This window comes from uncultured Sphingosinicella sp. (assembly GCF_963974575.1).
Taxonomy (GTDB): Bacteria; Pseudomonadota; Alphaproteobacteria; order Sphingomonadales; family Sphingomonadaceae; genus Sphingosinicella.
The window spans coordinates 518,339-538,728 of sequence record NZ_CAXBBQ010000001.1 but is presented as its reverse complement, the minus strand read 5'-3'; the positions used below and the strand labels follow the sequence as shown (position 1 = coordinate 538,728).

13 protein-coding genes are annotated in these 20,390 nt (G+C 64.8%); 7 read left to right on the top strand and 6 right to left on the bottom strand.

The window, feature by feature from the left end; translation table 11 throughout:
* Nucleotides 1-5: 5 nt before the first annotated feature.
* Nucleotides 6-1,208, bottom strand: a complete 1,203-nt coding sequence (locus tag AAC014_RS02670; protein WP_339703806.1) for a DUF2254 domain-containing protein — start codon at nt 1,206-1,208, stop codon at nt 6-8.
* A 209-nt stretch (nt 1,209-1,417) separates the two neighbouring features.
* Complete coding sequence (locus tag AAC014_RS02665; RefSeq protein ID WP_339703805.1) at nt 1,418-2,017, bottom strand: helix-turn-helix domain-containing protein; 600 nt, start codon at nt 2,015-2,017, stop codon at nt 1,418-1,420.
* Nucleotides 2,018-2,140: 123 nt separating this feature from the next.
* Between AAC014_RS02665 and AAC014_RS02660 the strand changes: the two genes are divergently transcribed.
* The 6 genes from AAC014_RS02660 to pip all read left to right on the top strand — a co-directional run bounded on the left by AAC014_RS02660 (nt 2,141) and on the right by pip (nt 11,436).
* A complete protein-coding gene (locus AAC014_RS02660; protein ID WP_339703804.1) occupies nt 2,141-4,312 on the top strand; it encodes a TonB-dependent receptor in 2,172 nt (723 codons plus the stop codon).
* A gap of 66 nt (nt 4,313-4,378) precedes the next feature.
* Nucleotides 4,379-5,725 carry an aspartate aminotransferase family protein gene (locus AAC014_RS02655; protein ID WP_339703803.1) on the top strand — a complete coding sequence of 449 codons (1,347 nt, stop codon included), beginning with the start codon at nt 4,379-4,381 and terminating at the stop codon, nt 5,723-5,725.
* Nucleotides 5,725-7,263, top strand: coding sequence for an AMP-binding protein (locus AAC014_RS02650; protein WP_339703802.1), 1,539 nt, complete (start codon nt 5,725-5,727; stop codon nt 7,261-7,263). The genes AAC014_RS02655 and AAC014_RS02650 overlap by 1 nt, the downstream gene beginning before the upstream one ends.
* Complete coding sequence (locus AAC014_RS02645) at nt 7,260-8,621, top strand: amino acid permease (protein ID WP_339703801.1); 1,362 nt, start codon at nt 7,260-7,262, stop codon at nt 8,619-8,621. The genes AAC014_RS02650 and AAC014_RS02645 overlap by 4 nt, the downstream gene beginning before the upstream one ends.
* Entirely contained in the window at nt 8,621-10,429 is a 1,809-nt protein-coding gene (locus AAC014_RS02640; RefSeq protein WP_339703800.1) for a CocE/NonD family hydrolase, read from the top strand. Before AAC014_RS02645 ends, AAC014_RS02640 begins: the two co-directional genes overlap by 1 nt.
* Before the next feature lie 62 nt (nt 10,430-10,491).
* Nucleotides 10,492-11,436 carry a prolyl aminopeptidase gene (gene pip, locus AAC014_RS02635; protein WP_339703799.1) on the top strand — a complete coding sequence of 315 codons (945 nt, stop codon included), beginning with the start codon at nt 10,492-10,494 and terminating at the stop codon, nt 11,434-11,436.
* 18 nt (nt 11,437-11,454) lie between these two features.
* Here pip and AAC014_RS02630 read toward each other — a convergent pair whose 3' ends face one another.
* The 4 genes from AAC014_RS02630 to AAC014_RS02615 all read right to left on the bottom strand — a co-directional run bounded on the left by AAC014_RS02630 (nt 11,455) and on the right by AAC014_RS02615 (nt 18,643).
* Complete coding sequence (locus AAC014_RS02630) at nt 11,455-12,504, bottom strand: GGDEF domain-containing protein (protein ID WP_339703798.1); 1,050 nt, start codon at nt 12,502-12,504, stop codon at nt 11,455-11,457.
* A 138-nt stretch (nt 12,505-12,642) separates the two neighbouring features.
* Nucleotides 12,643-14,016: a DEAD/DEAH box helicase gene (locus AAC014_RS02625; protein WP_339703797.1), complete on the bottom strand. Its 1,374-nt coding sequence runs from the start codon at nt 14,014-14,016 to the stop codon at nt 12,643-12,645.
* Between the two features lie 109 nt (nt 14,017-14,125).
* Nucleotides 14,126-15,547, bottom strand: coding sequence for a diguanylate cyclase (locus tag AAC014_RS02620; RefSeq protein WP_339703796.1), 1,422 nt, complete (start codon nt 15,545-15,547; stop codon nt 14,126-14,128).
* A 108-nt stretch (nt 15,548-15,655) separates the two neighbouring features.
* Entirely contained in the window at nt 15,656-18,643 is a 2,988-nt protein-coding gene (locus AAC014_RS02615) for a TonB-dependent receptor (RefSeq protein WP_339703795.1), read from the bottom strand.
* A gap of 319 nt (nt 18,644-18,962) precedes the next feature.
* On the opposite strand from AAC014_RS02615, the gene AAC014_RS02610 reads away from it, so the two are divergent.
* Nucleotides 18,963-20,387: an FAD-binding oxidoreductase gene (locus tag AAC014_RS02610; RefSeq protein ID WP_339703794.1), complete on the top strand. Its 1,425-nt coding sequence runs from the start codon at nt 18,963-18,965 to the stop codon at nt 20,385-20,387.
* Nucleotides 20,388-20,390: the final 3 nt, after the last annotated feature.

The following is a 20,390-nucleotide window of genomic DNA, read 5'->3' as shown; positions in this document are numbered from 1 at the left end:
TACGATCATGGTGTCGGCCAATAGCGGAGATGAACGTGCGTGATCTTCTCGCGGTCGGCCGCGTTGGTCATGGCGTGCAGCGCGCGGTCCAGCGCATTGCGCGCCACCCTGCCGCAGTCGCTGGCGCCCTCGGGTGCCGTTTCGGCAAGCGCGGCCAGCGATTTCTGCAGCCGGATCGCCACCTCAAGCATCCCGGCGCCGTCGCGCGCGATCGGCCGATACAGATCCTCCAGCAATTCGGGGAAAGCGAACGGCGGCACGATGACATTGTCTGCCTGTTCTTCATCCTCGTCCGCTTCGGTGTTCAGCATGGCTGTCAGAACCCGCGTCCCGGCCTCTATCACTGAAATGGCCGTCCCCGGATCGTTGACGGCAGGCGAAAGCGCGCGCGATGCGATTTCCGAAAGAACGACGAGGCCGAACCGCGGGTCGTTATCAAAGGCACGGTCGTGCGCGAGGGTGAAGGCAGACCGACAGCGCTTCAAATGTTCGTCTTCGATCGGGGCCGTGGTCCAGGCAAGCATCCGCGACGGATCGGCCATGGTTCCCGGAAGCGCGGACAGGATGATCTCGGCATCAAGGTCTTTGGCCACCTCGCGCAGTACGGTGATGTCGATGTGCGTGATACGTCCGATGCAATCGTGATGGATGCGGCAGGCGTCGTCCGGCACCTCGCGCTGTCGGCGGGTGCCGAAGTGCGGCGAGGCGCCCATGGTGAGTGCCGCCTTCATCGCTGCGCTTTCGACACGGTGAATCGTGTCGTTGACCCGGCCGAAGCGGGTGATGTGCTCGATCCAGTGCAGGAAGGTGATCACGATGATCGCAATGATCAGGATGGTGCCGCCGAGCAGAATGACGCGGCCGCTGTCTCCGTAAAGCCCGGTCGAAAGCGCAATGATCCCGACGATCGCAAACAGGAAGCTGCCGAGAAAGGTGGCAAGCGCGTTTTGCGCCGTGGAATCGTCGACCAGCAACTGCACCGCGCGCGGCGTGATGTTGCTGGTGGCGCCGGAATAGGCCGATACCATCGCTGTCAGCGAGAAGGTCGTCACCGCGAGCATACTGGACGCCAGCACGTTCAGGATGTTGTCGACCGATTGCGCGCCGACTTTCGAGGCAAACTGGTACGGAATAAGATGCGCGAGGAATGCGCTGGCGAGCGCCAGCAGTATGGCGAAGACGCAAAACAAAGCCGCGCGAAACCACATTCGCCGCGTTAAAAGTCGAAAGGCCCACTGCCACCTGTTCAAATGCGCCCCCTCATCAACCGCAATCATGCCCGGATACGGAAAGGTCCGCGGCGATTTTGGTTCCGCGCGAACCTTGGGAGGAATTCGACCCGCTCGGCAAGAAGGGCATCGTCACGTCGATGGATTTTTCTGGCGCAGGTTGTCGTTCCTCGCCTCGAACATATCGATTATCCCTCACGCTTCAGAAAGCCGCGCGTGAACAGGCGGATCATGAAAGCGTTGCGCCTTGCGATCATCGGCTTCGCATACATGGATTGGCCGAGTGCATGCTCGGCGAAGGGTTCGATGACGGCGGGGCCGATGAAGTCGAACACCATGTAGATTGCGGCCCATTCGCGGTCCACATCGGGCTGCAGGAAGCCGAGCCTTGCATTATTGTCGATGAACTGGCGCATCACCGCCAGCATCTCGTCGAACAGCGCCTGGCTGCCGGGGGTGCGTTCCATCAGCGACATACGCGCGTACATCAGCGCGTCGTGGTCGCGGGGAATCCAGTCGAGCGCGTCCTCTACCGCCTGCTCGAGCGCTTCGACGGAGGAATGCTCCAGAACAGCGGCGTAGAGCGCGCGAATCTCCTCAAGCACATGGGCGTCGATCGCCTCCCTCAGGCCGTCCTTCGATCCGAAATGCGTGCGGACCAATCCAAGCGAAACGCCCGCCGCCGCCGCGATCTCGCGCAGACCGACTGCGGCGAAGCCGCGCTCGGCGAACAGCTTCATACCGGCCTTCAGAAGCTGGCGGCGGCCCTGCGCCTCGATCTGGCTCACAATCGCGTTCCTTCGAAACAAGACTATACAGACGTATACATTCGTTATATACGATCGTATACGCGAAGGAGAAATTAGACACGATCCATGTCGGGATTTCCAGCGTACAGCAGGGAGGGGCTCATGATTTCGAAGATGAACAGGCGCACGGCGGATTTGCTGATCAGCGTGGCGGGTCTGGCGCTGGCGGCAACGTCGGCGCTGGCGCAGGAGGGTGCCGTCGAGCGTGAGGAGATCGTCGTCACCGCGCAGCGGCGGGCGCAATCCATCCAGGACGTGCCCATTTCAATTTCGGCGCTCAGCACCGAGGATATCGAGCGCGCAGGCTTCTCCGAGTTCGACGACTACGCAACGCGCATCCCGAACCTCAGCTTCTCCGCTTCTGGGTCGAGCTCGACCGACGGCGCGCTCTCGATCGCGATCCGCGGCGTGTTCGGCAACAACACGACCGGATTCTACATCGACGATTCGCCGCTGCTCGCGACGCTCAATCCGCGCGTCGTCGATCTCGAGCGCATCGAGGTGCTGCGCGGCCCGCAGGGCACGCTTTATGGCGCGCGCTCGATGGGCGGCACGGTGCGGCTGATCACCACCCAGCCTGATCTCGATGAGACATCCGGCCGGGCGCACGCGCTCGTCTCGACGATCCACGAGGGCGGCATGAACTACGGCGTCGACGGCGCCGTGAACCTGCCCGTCGTCCCCGGCGTCTTCGCGGTACGCGCGGTCGGCTACATCCAGGAAAACGGCGGCTTCATCGATCGCGCCCCGCGCGCCGATGCGCCGACGCCCTTCGCCCGGCGCAAGGATATCGACAGCGAGTCGGTGCGCGGCCTGCAGCTTTCGGGTCTGCTGTCGCTCGCGGGCGGCGACCTCACGATCGCGCCGCGCATCATGTATGAGCGCACCGAGCGCGATGGCCGCACGCAGGCGGATTTCACAGCGGGCAACCGCGTCAATCTGCGCCAGTACGATATCGACGAACCGAGCGAGAACGAATGGACGCTCGCGACGCTCACGGCGACATACAACGCGCCCTTCGGCACGTTCCTCGCCGCCACGTCGTATTTCGATCGCAGCTACAGCGATTCCGAGGATTTCTCGGAATGGACGACGGCCGTGTTCGGTTTCCAGGGCGCGTCGACCACCTTTTCCGAAACCGATCAGAAGATCTTCAGCCAGGAATTGCGCTTCGTGTCGGGCTGGGAGGGCCCTGTCGATCTCACCGCCGGTCTCTTCTACCAGCGTTCGAAGTCGGACTGGCGCTTCCCGACCACGATCATCGATGGGTTTTCCGACGATGCGTTCAATCTCGACAACCCCACGAAGGTTACCGAGAAGGCGGTATTCGCGGAAGCGACGTGGCACGTCACCGATGCGCTTCGGCTCATCGCCGGTGCACGCGCCTTCAAGAACGAGGTCGATTTCAATCTCCGGCAGGGCGGCGACTTCATCGGCCCGGACGAATTCTACGCGGGCAAGCAGAGCGAGAAGGGCGTCACCCCCAAGGTCGGTGTGCAATATGATATCGATGACGACCGGATGCTCTATTTCACCATGTCCGAAGGCTTCCGCGTCGGCGGTGTGAACTTCTATGCGGCCGCGCTCTGCCAGGGGGAAATCGATGGGCTCGGCCTTGGCGACACGACGACGTTCGACTCAGATTCGCTGCGCTCTTACGAGGCGGGATTGAAGTCATCATGGCTTGATCGGCGCATGACGGTGAACGTCGCCGCGTTCCGCATCGATTGGAAGGATCTGCAGCAGCGGCAGGGCCTCGGCTGCGGCTTCTCGCTCAACGTGAACGCCGGCGAGGCGCGGCTTCAGGGGGCCGAACTCGAATTCGATCTGCTGCCGTTCGATGACACGCGCATTCTCTTCAATGTCGGCTACGTGGATACCGAAATCACCGACACGGGCGGGCTCAGCACGGTGACGCGCGGGGACTCCATCCAGAACGTGCCGAAGTGGACCTGGAGCGTCGCGCTCGATCAGGATTTCCAGGTCGGCGCGGTCCCCGCGTTCCTCCACGCGGATTATTCCTACACGGGCGGTAGCTGGAGCGGGAACAACAACCCGACGACGCCGCTGCGCCGTCCCGCGTTCAAGGTCGCGAACGCCCGGCTGGGGGCGGAATTCGGTCTGGGCAGGATCGCGCTGTTCGTGGACAACATCTTTGATGAAGCGGCGAACTATGCGGACATTCCTCCGCTTGGCGTGCAGACGCCGGGCCGCCCCCGTATCGTCGTCAATCAGCCGCGAACGATCGGTATCGAGTGGCGCCGCAATTTCTAACGACGGTTTCGGTGCAGGCGCGCGCCCGCCGCGTCCGCGGGCGCGCCATCACCTTCGGAGAACATGATGTCTAATGCCACGCCTCGCAAAGCTGCGGCGCTCGAAAGGCTGCGCGCACGCACGCCGAGGTCTGCGGCGCTGCGCCCGCGCGCCAAACGGCGCCTCGCGCTCGAGGCGGTGCCAACCTTTGCGATGCCGGTGCCGCTCTACATTGAAAGCGGCGACGGGGCGTGGATGACGGACGTCGACGGCAACACCTACCTCGATCTCGCGATGGGCTTCGGGTCGCTCATCCTCGGCCATCGTCCGCCTGAGGTCGTAGCGGCGATGCACAGCCAGATCGACAAGGGTTGGCATACGATCCTTCCAGGGACCGCCCAGATCGAACTTGCCGAGCTGCTCGCGGAGGCGGTGCCGTGCGCGGAGAAAGTCGCCTTCCAGAATTCAGGCACGGAAGCCACGATGTTTGCGATGCGGCTCGCGCGTGCGTTCACGGGGAAGGACCGTGTCGCGGTGTTCGGCGGCGGCTATCACGGCACGCATGATTATGCACTGGTGCAGGAAGATCCGACGACGCCCGAAGCGGCGCCCGGCACCAAGACGGTGGGCGCCGGCATTCCAGGTGCGGTGCGAGACCAGACGATGCTTGCGCTGCCCTATCGCAACGCCGCCGCGTTCGACCTGATCCGGAAGCACCGCGATGCGCTGGCGCTGGTCGTGATCCAGCCCGTTCAGAACACCGTGCCGCATCTCGACAACGGCGCCTATCTGCGCGACCTCAAGGCGGTGTGCGACGAGGCGGGCGTGCTCCTGATGTTCGACGAAGTGGTGACCGGCTTCCGCCTCGCTTACGGCGGCGGGCAGGTTTATTACGGCGTCACGCCCGATCTCGCAGCGTTCGGCAAGATCATCGGCGGCGGCACGGCGGTCGGCGCGGTCTGCGGGCGCGCCGATATTCTGGGCCTGTTTGCCAAGGGTGGCACGGCGGGTGTGTTCGCGGGCGGAACCTTCAACGGCAACCCGCTGACGATGAGCGCGGGCGCGGCGACACTGCGAGCGCTGAAGGCGCGCCAGAATACGCTCTATCCCGCGCTTGAAGCGCGCGGTGCGCGCATGGCAGGCGCGGTTGCCGCGCACTGCGAGACGCACGAAATGGACGTGACGCTGATGCACGCCGCGTCGATCCAGTGCTTCCACTTCCGCAAAGGCCCGATCCAGTCCTTCCGCGAGACGTACCCGAGCAACCGCGCCGCTGAGGAGGCGTTCTACGCGCTCGTGCTCGATCGCGGCATCCTGTTGCCCAGCTTCCACGTCTATTTCCTTTCCGCCGCACACGACGATGCGATGATCGACCGCGCGACCGGCGCGTTCATCGAGGCGCTCGACGATTGCCGCGCAGACGGGCTGCTGTGATGAAGACCATCGACCTTCTGGCCTGGAATCTTCTCGAGACGCAGGCGGAAACGCGTGCCGACAAGGACTTTCTGCGTTTCCACAGCGGGCGTGTCAGCTATGCCGCGTTTCGCGCGCTTGCCGAAACCACGGCGGGGCGGCTTCACACCGCCGGTGTGCGCCCCGGTGACATCGTGCCGACCTTCTTCCCGAACGGTATCACGGCGGCTGCGATATGGTTTGCGCTCATGCGGCTCGGGGCGGTGTGGGCGCCGATCAATACCGAATTCCGGGGTGCGCAGCTTGTCGCCGCGCTGAATGCGACGGGGGCGCGATTGGTTCTGGTTGATCCGCGCTACGTCGATCTGATCGCGGGCGTTCTCCCGGAACTTCCGACTGTGCGCGATGTGATCGTTTCCAGCGCGGATACGCAGGATGTGGGGCCCGTGCGCTTCCGCACGCTTGAGGAAATTCCGCCGGCGCCTGCGCCCCGCTCCGATGTGGCGCGCACGGCGATCGCCATGATCCAGTTCACGTCGGGCTCGACGGGCGTATCGAAGCCCGTGCAGCTCAGCCACGGCTATCTCGTCGGGCAGGCGCGGCTCACCGCGCGCTACTTCGATCTGAAGGACAGCGACGTGGTCTATTGTCCGTTCCCGCTTTATCACTGGGACGCGACCATCGGCACGGTGATGGGGTCGCTTGTCACCGGCGCGACGGCCGCGCTCGGCGAGCGATTCAGTGTCTCGCGCTTCTGGGACGACATCCGGACGTTCGACGCCACCATGTTCGATTTCATGGGCTCGACGCTCACCTTCCTCTATCAGCGCGCGCCCGATCCGCGCGACCGCGACCATCGCGTGCGCCTTGCGTGGGGCCTGCCGATGCCCGAATTCCGCGCGGATTTCGAAGCGCGCTTCGGCTTCCCGCTCTACGAGGGATACGGCAGCACCGAAGGCGGCGTTTGCGTTTTCCAGGATCTCGGCGAAACCTATCCCAAGGGCAGCTGCGGGCGCGTGGCGCCGGAGTTCGAATTGCGATTGCTCGATGATGCAGGAAATCCAGTGCCCACCGGTGCGGTCGGCGAGATCGTCACGCGGCCGCGCGATCCCACGCTGATGTTCAGCGGCTATCTCGGTATGCCCGAAGTGAACGCCGAACTGATCCGTGACGGCTGGTACTACACCGGCGATCTCGGGCGGCTGGACGCATCGGGCAATCTCTATTTCGCGGGCCGGAAGAAGGACATCATCCGCCGTCGCGGCGAAAACATGTCGGCGCTCGAAATCGAGCGCGGCATCGAAACGCATCCGGCGGTGTTGGAAGCGGCGGCGTTCGGCGTGCCGAGCCCGGCAACCGAGGAGGATGTCGCCGTGGCGGTCGTGCTTCGTCCCGGCGCCGCGCTCGCGGACGGCGAACTGCGCGCCTACTGCGAAGGCCGCATGGCGCGCTACATGGTGCCGGAGCACGTCGTCTTTCTGGATGCATTGCCGAAAACGCCCACCGAAAAAATCGACAAGCCCGCGCTGAAACGCCTGTTCGCGGCAACGCGCGGATGAGTGCGCCCGGCCTTCGCCGCACGCTCACGCCCATGCAGCTGGCGGCGATCGGCATGGGCACGACGATCGGCGTCGGCTGGATCGTCGTCACCGGCGGCTGGATCGCGCGCGCGGGGCCGCTCGGCGCGGCGCTCGCGTTCCTCATCGGCGGCGCTGTGATGGGCCTCGTTGCGCTTTGCTACGCCGAGGCGGCGACGCGCGCGCCGCAGGCGAACGGTGAATACGGCTATGTCTCGATGGCGTTCGGGCGCGGCTGGGGCTTCATCGTCGGCTGGAGCGCGCTTCTCGGCTACGTCGGCATCTGCGGCTTCGAAGGGCTGGCGCTGGCGTGGCTGCTTGGGGTGCTCATGCCGGATTTCACCGGGCCGACGCTCTACACGGCGGTCGGCGTGCCGGTGCGCTTGCTCGATCTTGCCGTCATCATCGGCGGCGCGCTGTTCTTCACCGCGATCAACCATTTCGGCGCGCGCGAATCGGCGCGTGTGCAAGTGGCGGTCACGGTCGGCAAGGTGCTGCTCAGCTTCGGCTTCGTCGCGATCGGTTTTGCGGGCGGCACGCCTGCCAATCTTCAGCCCGCGTTCCTGCCGACAGAAACGCCGTGGCACGGCGTGCTCGCCGTGCTCGTCATGGTGCCCGCGTGGTTCTGCGGCTTCAACGCGCTGCCGCAGGCGCTTGGCGAGGCGCGGGAGCGCCCGGCGGCACGCGCGCTCGCCGGTTTGCTCGGCATGGTGATCCTGCTGACGACGCTCTTCTACGTCTCGGTCATCACCGCGACCGCCTTTGCCGCGCCGCGCGGCGTGCTCGATGGCGCGGAGCTTCCGGTGGTGGCAGCGATGGAGGCGGTGGCAGGCCCGTGGGGTGGCCGCATCGTGCTCGTCGCGGGTGTCGTCGCGCTGCTCAGTGCCTGGAACGCGGCGATGTTCGCGGCGTCGCGGCTGCTCTATGCGCTCGCGCGGGACGGCGCGCTGCCCGCAGCCCTTGCGCGCGTGCATCCGAAGAACGGCACGCCGTCGATCGCGGTGGTGTTCGTCGGCGTCATTGCGCTTCTCGGCGGCCTGATGGGCCGCGCGTTCATCGAGCCGCTCGTTCAGATCGGCGCGATGGGGTTCGCGGTCGCCTTCATCGGCGCCTGCCTGTCGAGCCTTGCGCTTCGGCGCGGCGCGGGCGGCAGCCGCTTTCCCGTGTTCGCGGCATGGGTGGGGGCGCTCGCGCTCGCGGGGGTTGCCACCTATTCGGCGTGGACGATCCTTGCGAATGTGGGCGAACGCCTGCCCGAAGCCACTGCTCTCGCGCTCTGGGCAGGTCTCGGCGCGGCGATGTGGGCATTCGCCCGCACGCGGAAGGAAAGGGCATTCTGATGGCACGTCGTCTGGCCGCACTCATCGGTTTGTGCCTGCTCGGCGCCTGTGCCGCGCCGGCGCCGGCGTCCCGCCCTGCGGGCTGGAGCGATCAGTCTTATTATCTCCCGATGCGCGACGGCGTGCGCGTCGCGCTCAGCCTGCATTTCCCAGGGGGCAAGCCGCCCGCCGCCAAGGCGACGACGATCCTCATTCAGACGCGCTACGGCCGCGCCGTGGAAGCGCGCAGGGGCGGCGCGCCGACCGACATCGAGATGTTCCTTGCGCGTGGTTACGTCGTCGCCGTCGTCGATACGCGCGGCTCGACGGCCTCGTTCGGCCCGCGCGACGTAGAGATGGGGCCGGACGAGCGCGCCGACATGGACGAGATCATCGCCCATCTCGCCGCGCGCAAATGGTCGGATGGGCGCGTGATCGGCTACGGTATTTCCTACATGGCCGACACGGCCGATTTCGCCGCCAGCCGCCCCGCGCCCGCGCTCATCGCTTCGGTCCCGCGCCAGATGGATTTCGATGCCTATCTGCAGGGTTTCCTGCCGGGCGGCGTGCAGAACAATTTCCTACTCTACACGTGGGGCAATTACACGCTGAAGGTCGATCTCGGCCGCTCGCCCCGCAACGACGCGCTCGATTGCCGTTTGAGGGTGGAGGATTGCCCGGGGCTGTTCCCGGATATCCAGCCGGTCGATAGCGACAAGGATTTCACGTTGCTGCGGCAGGCGCTCAATGGCCGCCGCCACTGGACGCCCGAAGACTACGTGAACGCCCCGTTCCGCGACGACAAGGGCGGCAACGGCCATTCGATGCTCGACTTCTCGCCTGCAAGCGAACTCGCCGGGCTCATCCGCGAAAACAAGCCGGTGATGATCTGGGGCTCGTGGATGGATGCGACCACGGCGCAGGCGGCGCTCACGCGCTTCCATTCGACGCCCGATGCGCCCGTCGAGATCGTCATCACCGCCAACAACCACGGCCACGACCGCAGCGCCGATCCCTTCTTCCCCGATCGCGTCGTCCCGGTGCCGACCCGCGACGCGCAGTTCGCAACCGTCTTCGATTTCATGGACCGCGTCCGCGCGCGCAAGCCCGTCACGCGCAACATCCACTACTACGTCCTCGGCGCCGATGCCTTCCGCGACACCAGGGTCTGGCCGCCCCTCGGCATCACCGAAACACGCTTCTACTTCGCGAAAGGAACGCTCCAGCCCCAGCGCCCCGCGAACAAGGGCACCGTCGACTACATCGTCAACTTCACCGCCGGCACCGGCCAGAACACCCGCTGGTCCACCCAGTTCGGCGCACCGCCCAACTACCCCGATCGCCGCGAAGCCGACGCGAAGCTCCTCGTCTTCGACACCGCGCCCTTCGATGCGGACATGGAAGTGGCGGGCACCCCCGTGATCGAACTCTTCGCCGCCGCGCAATCCTCCGATCCGGTCTTCTTCGTCTATCTCGAAGACGTCGCCCCCGATGGCCGCGTGACGTACATCACCGAAGGCCAGCTCCGCGCCATCCACCGCGCGCCCGCCGATCCCGCCACCCTGCCCTACGATCAGGGGCCGGCACCCCACAGCTTCCGCCGCGCCGATGCGCTTCCCGTCATGCCCGGCGAGACGATGCGCATCGAATTCGCGCTCAACCCCACCGCGGCGCTCATCCGCAAAGGCCATCGCCTGCGCGTCGCCATTGCCGGTGCGGACGCGGACGTCTTCCGCCGTTATCCCGAGCAGGGACCGGAGCGGTTCCGCGTATCGCTCGGCGCCGATGCCGCGAGCGCGATCACGGTGCCGCTGCGCCCCTGGCGCTAAAGGCATTTGTCCTCGCGCCGGCAATGCGGCATCGCTTCCCGCCAGACGAAAGGAAGCGGGCGATGAGGACATTGTATCCGGAGATCGAACCCTACGAGACGGGGCTGCTCGACGTGGGCGATGGGCATCAGGTCTATTACGAGCGATCGGGGAAGCCCGGCGGCAAGCCTGCAGTGTTCCTGCACGGCGGCCCCGGCGGCGGCATTTCGCCCGCGCACCGGCGTCTGTTCGATCCCGATGTCTACGACGTGATGCTGTTCGACCAGCGCGGCTGCGGCCGATCGCTGCCCTATGCGTCGCTGGAGGCGAACACGACCTGGCACCTCGTCGCCGATATCGAGCGGCTGCGCGTCATGGTCGGTGCCGAAAAGTGGTTGGTGTTCGGCGGTTCGTGGGGCTCCACCCTCGGGCTGGCCTATGCAGAAACCCACCCCGAACGCGTCAGCGCGCTCATCCTGCGCGGGATCTACACGTGCACGCGGCCGGAACTCGCATGGTATTACCAGTTCGGCGTTTCGGAGATGTTCCCAGACAAGTGGGAGCGTTTCATAGCACCGGTACCGGAGGCGGAGCGGGGCGACATGATCGGCGCCTACCGCCGCCTACTTACCGGAGACGACGAGGCTGCGAAGCTCGCGGCGGCAAAGGCCTGGAGCGTGTGGGAGGGGGAGACGATCACGCTGCTCCCCGATCCGTCGTTCTCGGCACCGTTCCACGACGGCCACTACGCGCTCGCCTTCGCGCGCATCGAGAATCACTATTTCCATCACGGCGCCTGGCTGGCGGACAACCAGCTGCTGAACAGCGCCGGGCGGCTTCGGGGTATTACGGGCGCGATCGTGCATGGCCGCTACGACATGCCGTGCCCTGCGCGCTATGCCTGGGCGCTTCACAAGGCGTGGCCCGATGCGGCCTTCCATCTCGTGGAGGGTGCCGGCCATGCCTATTCGGAGCCGGGAATCCTCCACCAGCTCATCGAAGAGACGGATCGTTTCAGAAACGGCTGAGACGTGGCTCGGCGCCGGTCAGGCGGCGTGTGCGGTCGCCTTGGGCGCAGCGGCGGCTTCGAGCTCGCCCTCGCCCACCACGCGGTTGCGGCCGGTCGCCTTCGCTCGGTAGAGCGCCATGTCGGCGCGCTCGACAAGTGTGTCGACCGTGTCGTTCCAGCGCAGCTGCGAGATGCCGAGCGACAGGGTGATGCGCCCCACTTCCTTGTTGCTGTTCTTGGCGCGGACGCTGCGCGACGAAATGTAGTCGCGAATCTGCTCGCAGATGTCGTGCGCCGCCTGCAGCGTCTTGCCCGGCAACACGATCACGAACTCCTCGCCGCCGAAGCGTGCGGGGTAGCCGACGCCGTGCGAAAGCTGTTCGAGGCTCTGTCCGACGAGGCGCAGCACCTCGTCACCCATGCGGTGGCCCCACGTATCGTTGAACTGCTTGAAATGGTCGATGTCACAGAACGCTAGGCACAGCGGCTTGCGGTCGGCAAGCGCACGGCCGGCCTGCGCTTCCAGATACGAGGTGAACGCCTTGCGATTCGACAGTCCGGTGAGCGGATCGGTGCGGCTTTCCGTGCGCGCCGTTTCCAGGTCCTGCTTCAGGATGTTGATCTCCTGGCCGGAAATCGCGAGCTGCGCCTCCAGCCGCTCGGTCTTGTCGATCATCGCGCCCGTGGCGGTAACAAGATCGGCGAGAAGCGCGCGCTGTGTGTCGATGTCGGCGGCAGCGTTGATGCTGTCGGAGCTTTCCCGCAGCGTGCGGCTGTAATCCTTGGCGTCCCCGCCGGTTTCCTCAACGAAGTGCGACATGCGCTTCAGCTGTGCCTGCGTCTGGTCGATCAGAACGCTGAGATCGGCGGGCATCGAGGCGCCGTAGAGTTCGCGGCGGATGTTGTGCATCGCGCGCGTCGATACGCGACCCACCGTGTGCATAACGGCGTCTACGGCAACGCGAAGTTCAGGATCGGACCCAGTGACGTAACGATACCAGAATTCGTAGTTGGCGGGCGTGGGCGAAATGGCCCCAGCCTCCAAGTGCTGGCGGATATTTTCGAAGATCTGTTTCGAATCCGTCATTTACAGCCCACCGAATGTCCCCTCGGACCAAAGTCGCGGATTTCCATGCCCGTTGCGGCGCACGGAGAACCACCGACCAGCCCATTCGTTGCAAGCTATGGCAGGCGCAGGTTAAAATTTCCGAAAAGGAAGATAAAATCAGCCGCGTGCGGATACGGAAAGGAAGTCGGGAAGGGGGCCGTTCCAGCCACCATCATCGGAGTCTTCCTCGCGCGCAGGGCGCGTGGCTGCCTTGGGAGCCGCCTTGGGGGCTGGCTCTGTGCGCGGCGTTTCCGGCTTGCGATCGCCGCCCCGCGCGCGTTTTCCGCCCCGCGCACGGCTGCCTGCCGGGCGGGCGTCCTTTTCCGCATCGCTGACGGCGTCCGTGTCAGCACTTTTGGCGCTGCCGTCCTGCTGCGGCACCTCGCCGCGACGCTCGATGCGGGCGCCGATCAGTTTCTCGATGTCGGCGATGAGGTCCACGTCGGCAGAGGTTACCAGCGTCACCGCAATGCCGGTCTTGCCCGCGCGTCCGGTGCGGCCGATGCGGTGCACATAGTCTTCGGCGTTGAACGGCACGTCGAAGTTGAAAATGTGGCTGACGCCTTTGATGTCGAGGCCCCGGGCCGCGACGTCGGAGGCGACGAGGATCGAGATCCGGTCCGCCTTGAAGTCCTCGAGCGTCGAAAGGCGGTCGCGCTGCTCCATGTCGCCGTGAATCTGCCCCGCGCGGAAGCCGTCACGTTTCAGCGACTCGACCAGTTCCTTCACGTCGCGCTTGCGATTGCAGAAGACGATCGCGCTCGTCACCTCGTCGGCGCGCAGCAGTTCGCGCAGCGCCTGCTTCTTCTCGCGCGCGCCGGTCATCAGCAGCGACTGCGCGATGTTGGCGTTGGTGCTCGATTGCCGTTCCACCTCGATCATGCGCGGGTCGTTCAGGAATCGGTCGGCGAGCTTCTTGATGGGCGGTGCCATGGTGGCGGAGAACAGCAGGCTTTGCCGGTTCGGGCCGAGCAGCGAGCAGATGCGCTCCACATCGGGAATGAAGCCCATGTCGAGCATCCGGTCGGCCTCGTCGATGACGAGAATGTCGACGCCCGACAGCAGAATCTTGCCGCGCTCGAACTGGTCGAGCAGGCGGCCGGGGGTCGCGATCAGCACGTCGACGCCCTTTTCCAGCGCCTTGTCCTGATCGCCGAAGCCGACGCCGCCGATCAGCAGCGCCATCGAAAGATTGTGGTTCTTGCCGTATTTCAGGAAGTTCTGCGCCACCTGATCAGCAAGTTCGCGCGTCGGCGCGATGATGAGCGAACGTGGCATCCGGGCGCGGCCGCGGCCGTGGGCAAGGATGTCGATCATCGGCAGCACGAAAGAGGCGGTCTTGCCGGTGCCGGTCTGCGCAACGCCGATGATGTCGCGGCCCATCAGAACAAGCGGAATCGCTTGCCGCTGAATGGCGGTAGGCTCAGTGTAGCCGCTGTCTTCAACAGCCGCGAGAAGCTCGTCCGAAAGGCCGAGGGCGTGAAAGCTCAAATTCAATGACCTTGTGCAGGCGTTAACAGAGTGCCTTGCGCCGCGCTTTTGGCGTTTCCCCGCAAAATGTCAAGGAAACTGCGCGGTGCAGCGACAAGAGACCGCGTCCTCAGCGGACGATCTGCACGCGGTCGCGGCCGCTCGACTTGGCAAGATACATCGCCGCGTCGGCGGCTTTCAGCACGTCTGCGGCCGCCCGGCCGCGCGCGAGTGCCGCCACGCCGACGCTGATCGTGACCGGCACGACGCCCTCCGGCATGTCGTCGGTGTCAGAGCAGGCCTTGCGGAGCGCCTCGCACAGCCCCGCCGCCTGGTCGAGGCTGCGGCCCGGCATCAGCACGGCAAATTCTTCACCGCCGAGCCGCCCGACGAGTCCGTGGCGCCCCACGATGGCCATCGCGAGCGCGCCGACGTGGCGTAGCACAGCGTCGCCGACGTCGTGGCCGAAGCGGTCGTTGACGGACTTGAAATGGTCGACATCGAACAGCGCGACCGAAAAGGCGGTGCCGTTGGCATTGGCGGCTTCGCCAGCGGCCTCGAGCCGGGCGAGGAACATGCGGCGCGAAGCGGTTCCGGTCAGCTCGTCGGTGGAGGCTTGCCGTTCGGCGATCGCCGCGAGCGCGTCGCGCTCGTCAAGCACGGAAGCGACGGGGAGAGAGGGCAGGAAAGCGACCGCGAGGAAGAACTGGAAGAAGTAGATTCGGTCCGCAAGGTCGCCCGGCATCAGCGCGATGGGCCCGGAACCGATGGTTGTGAAGTAGGAGCCGATGCACGCGACGGTCACGATGGCGACCGTGGCACCTGCCGAACGCAGGCGGAAGGTCGTCAGCAGCATCGGCGGTAGTAGCAGGAACAGCATCGGCCAGTGTGTCTGCGCAAAAACGAGGACGCTGAGACCTGTTACGAGCGCGAACAGTCCTGCTGCCTCCACGGCGCTGCGGCCCTGCAGGAAGGAGCGCTTGCCGGACCAGATCGCGAAAACGATCAGCAGGATAGGCGTTACCAACAAGAGTCCGAGCGTGTCGGACGCGAACCACGACAACCAGCTTCGTCCCATTGCCTCGTCGACAGCCGCCGACATGAACGGTGCGCTGAGCGAGGCCGAAAATGCAGCGGCGACGATGGAGGAGCCGATGAACTTCAGCAGGTGGTCGGGATGTTCGAGCTGTAGCGGTCCGCCGATCAGACGCCGGGTGAGGAGGGCGGCGAGGGCGGCTTCGGCGATGTTGAGCGCGGCGAAGGGCGCGGCGGCGAAGGCGGGGTAGCCTCCCAGAAGATTGGCCGCGAACCCCGCGATCCAGACCGAAATCACATAGGCGGTCCAGCGTCGCGTCGGTACGACGAGCAGCGCGGCGAGCACCAGCGCGTTCGCCGCCCACACCGTCGCCATGCCGACAGACCAGCCCGTCAGGCGGATGTTGATGAGAGCGACGATGAAATGCGCAAGGCCGACGATGAGTGGGCCCGTGGTGAACGGACCCTTCGCGCGCACCGCGCGCTTCTCGGTCATGTAGAAGCCTTGATTCAGCATGAGTCCCCGCCCGTTTAGGGCGCGATATAGCGTGGAACCTGAATTAAGCCTTTATAAAAAACGCGGGCGGAACCGAAGTCCCGCCCACATCCCGGTACGAAAACTGTTCTAGAACTTGAAGCCGGCACCCACACCGTAGCGGCGCGGCTCCAGTGTGAAGATGTTGGTGAACAGACCCGAAGAGGCGTCGGTCACGTAAAGGCCGGTCGTGGCGCTGTTATCCAGAAGGTTCTGGACGAAGCCGCGGATGTACCAGCGGTCGTTCGCGCCGTTCAGCTGCAACTGGGCGTTGATCTGGGCGTAGCCCGAGATCTTGTTGACCTGCCCGTTGAAGATGCTGCCGTAGCTTTCACCAGTATAGGTCAGGTCAACGCGCGGAACGAGCGACATGCCATTGTCGAAGTCCGCAGTGTACTGGGCGCCCACCGAGAATTTGTAGTTCGGCGCCTGCGGCAGCTTGTTGCCCTTCAGGTTCACTTCGACGCCCGAAGGCGCGACCGAGATGCCGCCGAACAGCGCGCCGGCCGAAGCGGCCGCTGCGTTGAGCACGCTGCAGATGCTGAACGCGCCCGTTGCGCCGATACCGCTGTCAGATGGGAACGGCGTCGTTCCGGCGAGCGGTGCGGTATTCGGCTGCGAAGGCGTTCTTGGAACCAGCCCGCCCGAGGTGACGATGCTGGGGTTGATCACGTTGGCGTTCACGTAGTTCACAAACGCGTTGGCGCCCGCGGCATTGCCGGCGGTGGTGGGCACCACCGCGCAGTTCGAAGCGTTCGTGATGTCCTTGATGATCACGACGTCCGAACGGCCGCCCGAAGGATCGCGCGGGTTCGACAGGTATTTGTCGCTGGCGACCTTGGTGTGCAGGTAGCTGAACCCGACATTGAACAGCAGCCCCGGCGTTGGGCTCAGGATCGCGTCGCCCTCGATGCCGTAGATGTCGGCATCGACGTTGTCGTTTACCGAAGTACGCGCAACGATACGGCTCAGCTGCAGAGCCTTGTACTTGTAGTAGAACGCCGTGAGGTTGAGCTGCAGCGAGCCGTCAAGGAAGCTGTTCTTCGAACCGATCTCGAAGGCGTCGATGAACTCGGGCTCGAAGCTGTCGGAAACCGCGAAGATCGGCGACAGCGGCGGGTTGATGCCACCTGATTTATAGCCCCGCGAGTACGAAGCATAGAGCAGGCTGTCGTCGGTGAGCTTGAAGTCGAACACGGCGCGGCCAGTCCATTCCTTGAACGACACCCGGCGTTCCTGAATGATCTGGTTGCCTGCCATTCCGGGATCAGCGTCGTAGAGGCCGACGAACGGGGAGTCGAAGGCCTGATCAAGGCCGTGCGGGACCAGGAAGTTGGCCAGGGTGGTACGCGCACGCACCAGTTTCTTGTCGTTGTTGTATCGAATGCCGAGCGTCAGTTTCGCGCGGTCGCTGAACTCGTAATAGGCCTCACCGAAGATGCCGTACGATTTCAGCCGGAAATAATCCGTGTTGTTGCGGTAGGACGGCGTTGCCAGGAAGCTCGGGGGCAGGCCGTTGCTGTAGGAGTTGAATGCCCCGAGGAGGCCTGTTGCGTAGTCGAGGCCGAAGGCGTTCACGTAGTAGCTGTTCTCGCTCAGCTTCAGGTCCGCATAGATGCCGCCGACAAGGAAGTTGAGCGGGCCATCGAAGTTGCTGGTGAGGATGCCTTCGATCGACCAGTCCTTGCTGGTCTGGACGGAGCGGTCGAAATCCTGCGGCGTCATGGCGCAGACCGTGTGGCCGCCGTAGCTGCCGGTTCCGCTCGGTTCGGCCTGGGACGTGCAAAGCTCTCCGCCCGGGCCGCTCGGGATGAGCGCGGACGCGACGGGAGCGAGATACCCCGCAAGGCCCGGCGGCAGCGCGATCAGGCCGTTCGCGCCTGCATAGAGCGCGGTGAGGCCGGGCGTATATCCGGCCCGGTTCTGCACGGAGAGGTTGTAGTCCTGCATCGAATCGACGCGGCTTACGTGATAGAGGCCCGTCAGCTGGGCCGTGAACGCACCGATGTCCTGCGTGATGCGGGCCTGATACTGCTCTTCATCCGTGAAATACGTCGGCCTGAAATCCGTATTCACCTTGCGGACGTCGGCGGGGTTCGTGAAGCCTGCATAGACGTCCGTGCCATAGATGCTGCCAAGCGCGAACGCGGTCGGGATGCCCTGGCTGGAGAGGAACTGCTGCGACGTCAGGAGCCCCGCGATCGTCGCATTGCCGTTCAGCGTCTCGAACTTCAGGTTGGCGGGAAGACAGCCGAGAATGCCGGTCGGGTCGCGCTGGCACTTCTGTTTCTGGACGCGAGACCGGTTGTCGTCCTCGCGGAAGTAATACGCCATCAGATCGATGGTTGTGGAGTCGGTCGGCTCCCAGCGCAGTGACCCGCGGATCGCATACATGTCACGATCGTCAATGTCGCTGCCGTCGTAGACGTTTTCCGTATAGCCGTCGCGCTTCTGATAGAAACCGGCGAGACGGATGCCGATCGTTTCGCCGATCGGCAGGTTGATCATGCCTTTCAGCTTGTAGGCATTGAAGTTGCCGTATTCTGCATCGCCCGCGGCGCCGAAGCTGCCGAGATCGGGCTTCGCGGTGATCACGTTCACGACGCCGGCGGTCGCGTTGCGTCCAAACAGCGTGCCCTGCGGGCCGCGCAGCACTTCGACGCGTTCAAGGTCGAAGAACTCCGTCTCGAACAGTCGGGTTTGCAGCAGCGGCGTATCGTTCACGTGGATGGCGGTTGCCTGGTCGCAGGTCACGCCGACGCAGAGGTCGCCGATGCCGCGGATCGTGAAGCTAGAAGACGTGAAGTTCGTCTTGCTGAAGGTCACGTTGGGCAGGGTAAGCTGAAGGTCGCTCGAATTCTCGATCTGCTGGCGCTCCAGCGCATCCGATGAAAACGCGCTGACGGCGATCGGCACATCCTGCAGCGATTCCGCCTGGCGTTGGGCGGTGACGATGATGGTTTCGATGCCGGAATCGTTCTGCTCGGTCACCTGCGCGAACACGGGTGAAGCGGCAAGAACGGCAAGTGCGGATGCGCTGGAAACGAATACACTACGGGCGCGAAAACGAGATTGCATGACGAGTACCCTCCCAAGGTTACCGTTGCATCCGCGCGCCAGTCTCATGTAGCGCGTCGGATGGCGGAGGAAGGCCCTGCCCATCACAGCGACAGCCGTTCCTGTACCGCTCGAAGGGCATAGAAACCCGGATTCAAGGGCTTGTCCAGCGGCGCTGCGCTGCCCCCCCGGTTTTGGACAGGTATATAACAAGGCTGACAGCAGAGCGTTGCCCGATTGCAACGTTTGTGACCATTCAGCCTATCGGTTTTTGCAGGGTCCATGTCGCCAAACGTTGCATCTTCCGCAATGTACCGGTTTCGCCTAGAGCGTCGGACCCATGGCGACACACCTCGATATGACAGCCCTCGACCGACTCCGCGACGCTGCCGGACCCGGCGGCTGGTCCGACGATCCTGATCGTCTCGCGCCCAAACTCACGGACTGGCGCAATCAGAAAACCGGCGCTTCTCCGTTGCTGCTGCTTCCGCGCGATACGGAAACGCTGGCGCGTATCGTGAAGATCGCGAATGAAACCGGCACGCCGCTCGTTCCTCAGGGCGGCAATACGGGCCTCGTGGGCGCGGGTGTGCCCGAGGAAGACGGCGCGGCCGTGCTCGTTTCGATGGATCGCATGAATAGCATCCGTGCGCTCGATGCGCCGGGCTTCACGGTCATTGCAGAGGCGGGTGTCGTCCTGGAAACGCTGCACAAGGCCGCAGAAGACGCGGACTGCATGTTCCCGCTCTCGCTCGGCGCCAAGGGCTCGGCAACGATCGGCGGCCTTATTTCCACGAACGCGGGCGGCGTGCAGGTGCTCCGCTACGGCAACATGCGCGCGCAGGTGATCGGGCTCGAAGCCGTGCTGCCGGATGGCAGCATCCTCGATCAACTCACGCCGCTCAGGAAAGACAACACCGGCTACGATATCAAGCAGCTGCTGATCGGCGCCGAAGGCACACTCGGCTTCGTCACCGCCGCGTCGCTTCGGCTGGTGCCTGCGCCGCGCGAAGTGGCGACGGCATTTGTCGCGCTCGCCGATCCGCACGCCGCGCTGACGCTGCTCGGTCATCTCAAGAAGGCCACGGGAGACAATGTCGATTCCTTCGAGCTGATCCCGCGCCACGGCCTTGATCTCGTGCTGCAGCACATCCCGGGCGCGCGCGATCCGCTTTCGGCGCCGTATCCGTGGTACGTGCTCGTGGAGGTGACTTCGGCGATGACCGGCGAAACCCAGCGTCAGGCGCTTGAAACCGCGCTTGCCGCCGCGTTCGAAGACGGGCTCGTGGTCGACGCGGCCCTCGCCGAGAACCGCACGCAGGGCCTCGATTTCTGGCGCCTGCGCGAGGAGCTGCCGGAGGCGGAGCGTCTCGATGGACCTTCGATTAAGCACGACGTCTCCGTGCCGGTTTCCGACATGCCGCGCTTCATGGAAGAGGCGACGCGGATCATCGAGGCGGACTGGCCGGGCACACAGGTGATGGCATTCGGCCACCTTGGCGACGGCAATGTGCACTACAACGTCAAGACGGCCGAGCCGGGGCCGCGAACCGAGCTGATGGCCCGCCGCTACGAGCTCAGCGAGCAGGTTTACGATATCGTCGCACGGTATGGCGGTTCGATCAGCGCCGAGCACGGGATCGGCACATCGAAGGCGAAAACGCTGGCCCGACTCGGCAATCCGGCGAAGCTCGCCGCGATGCGCGCAGTGAAGGCCGCGCTCGATCCGAACGGCATCATGAACCCCGGCAAGATTTTCGTCTGAAGT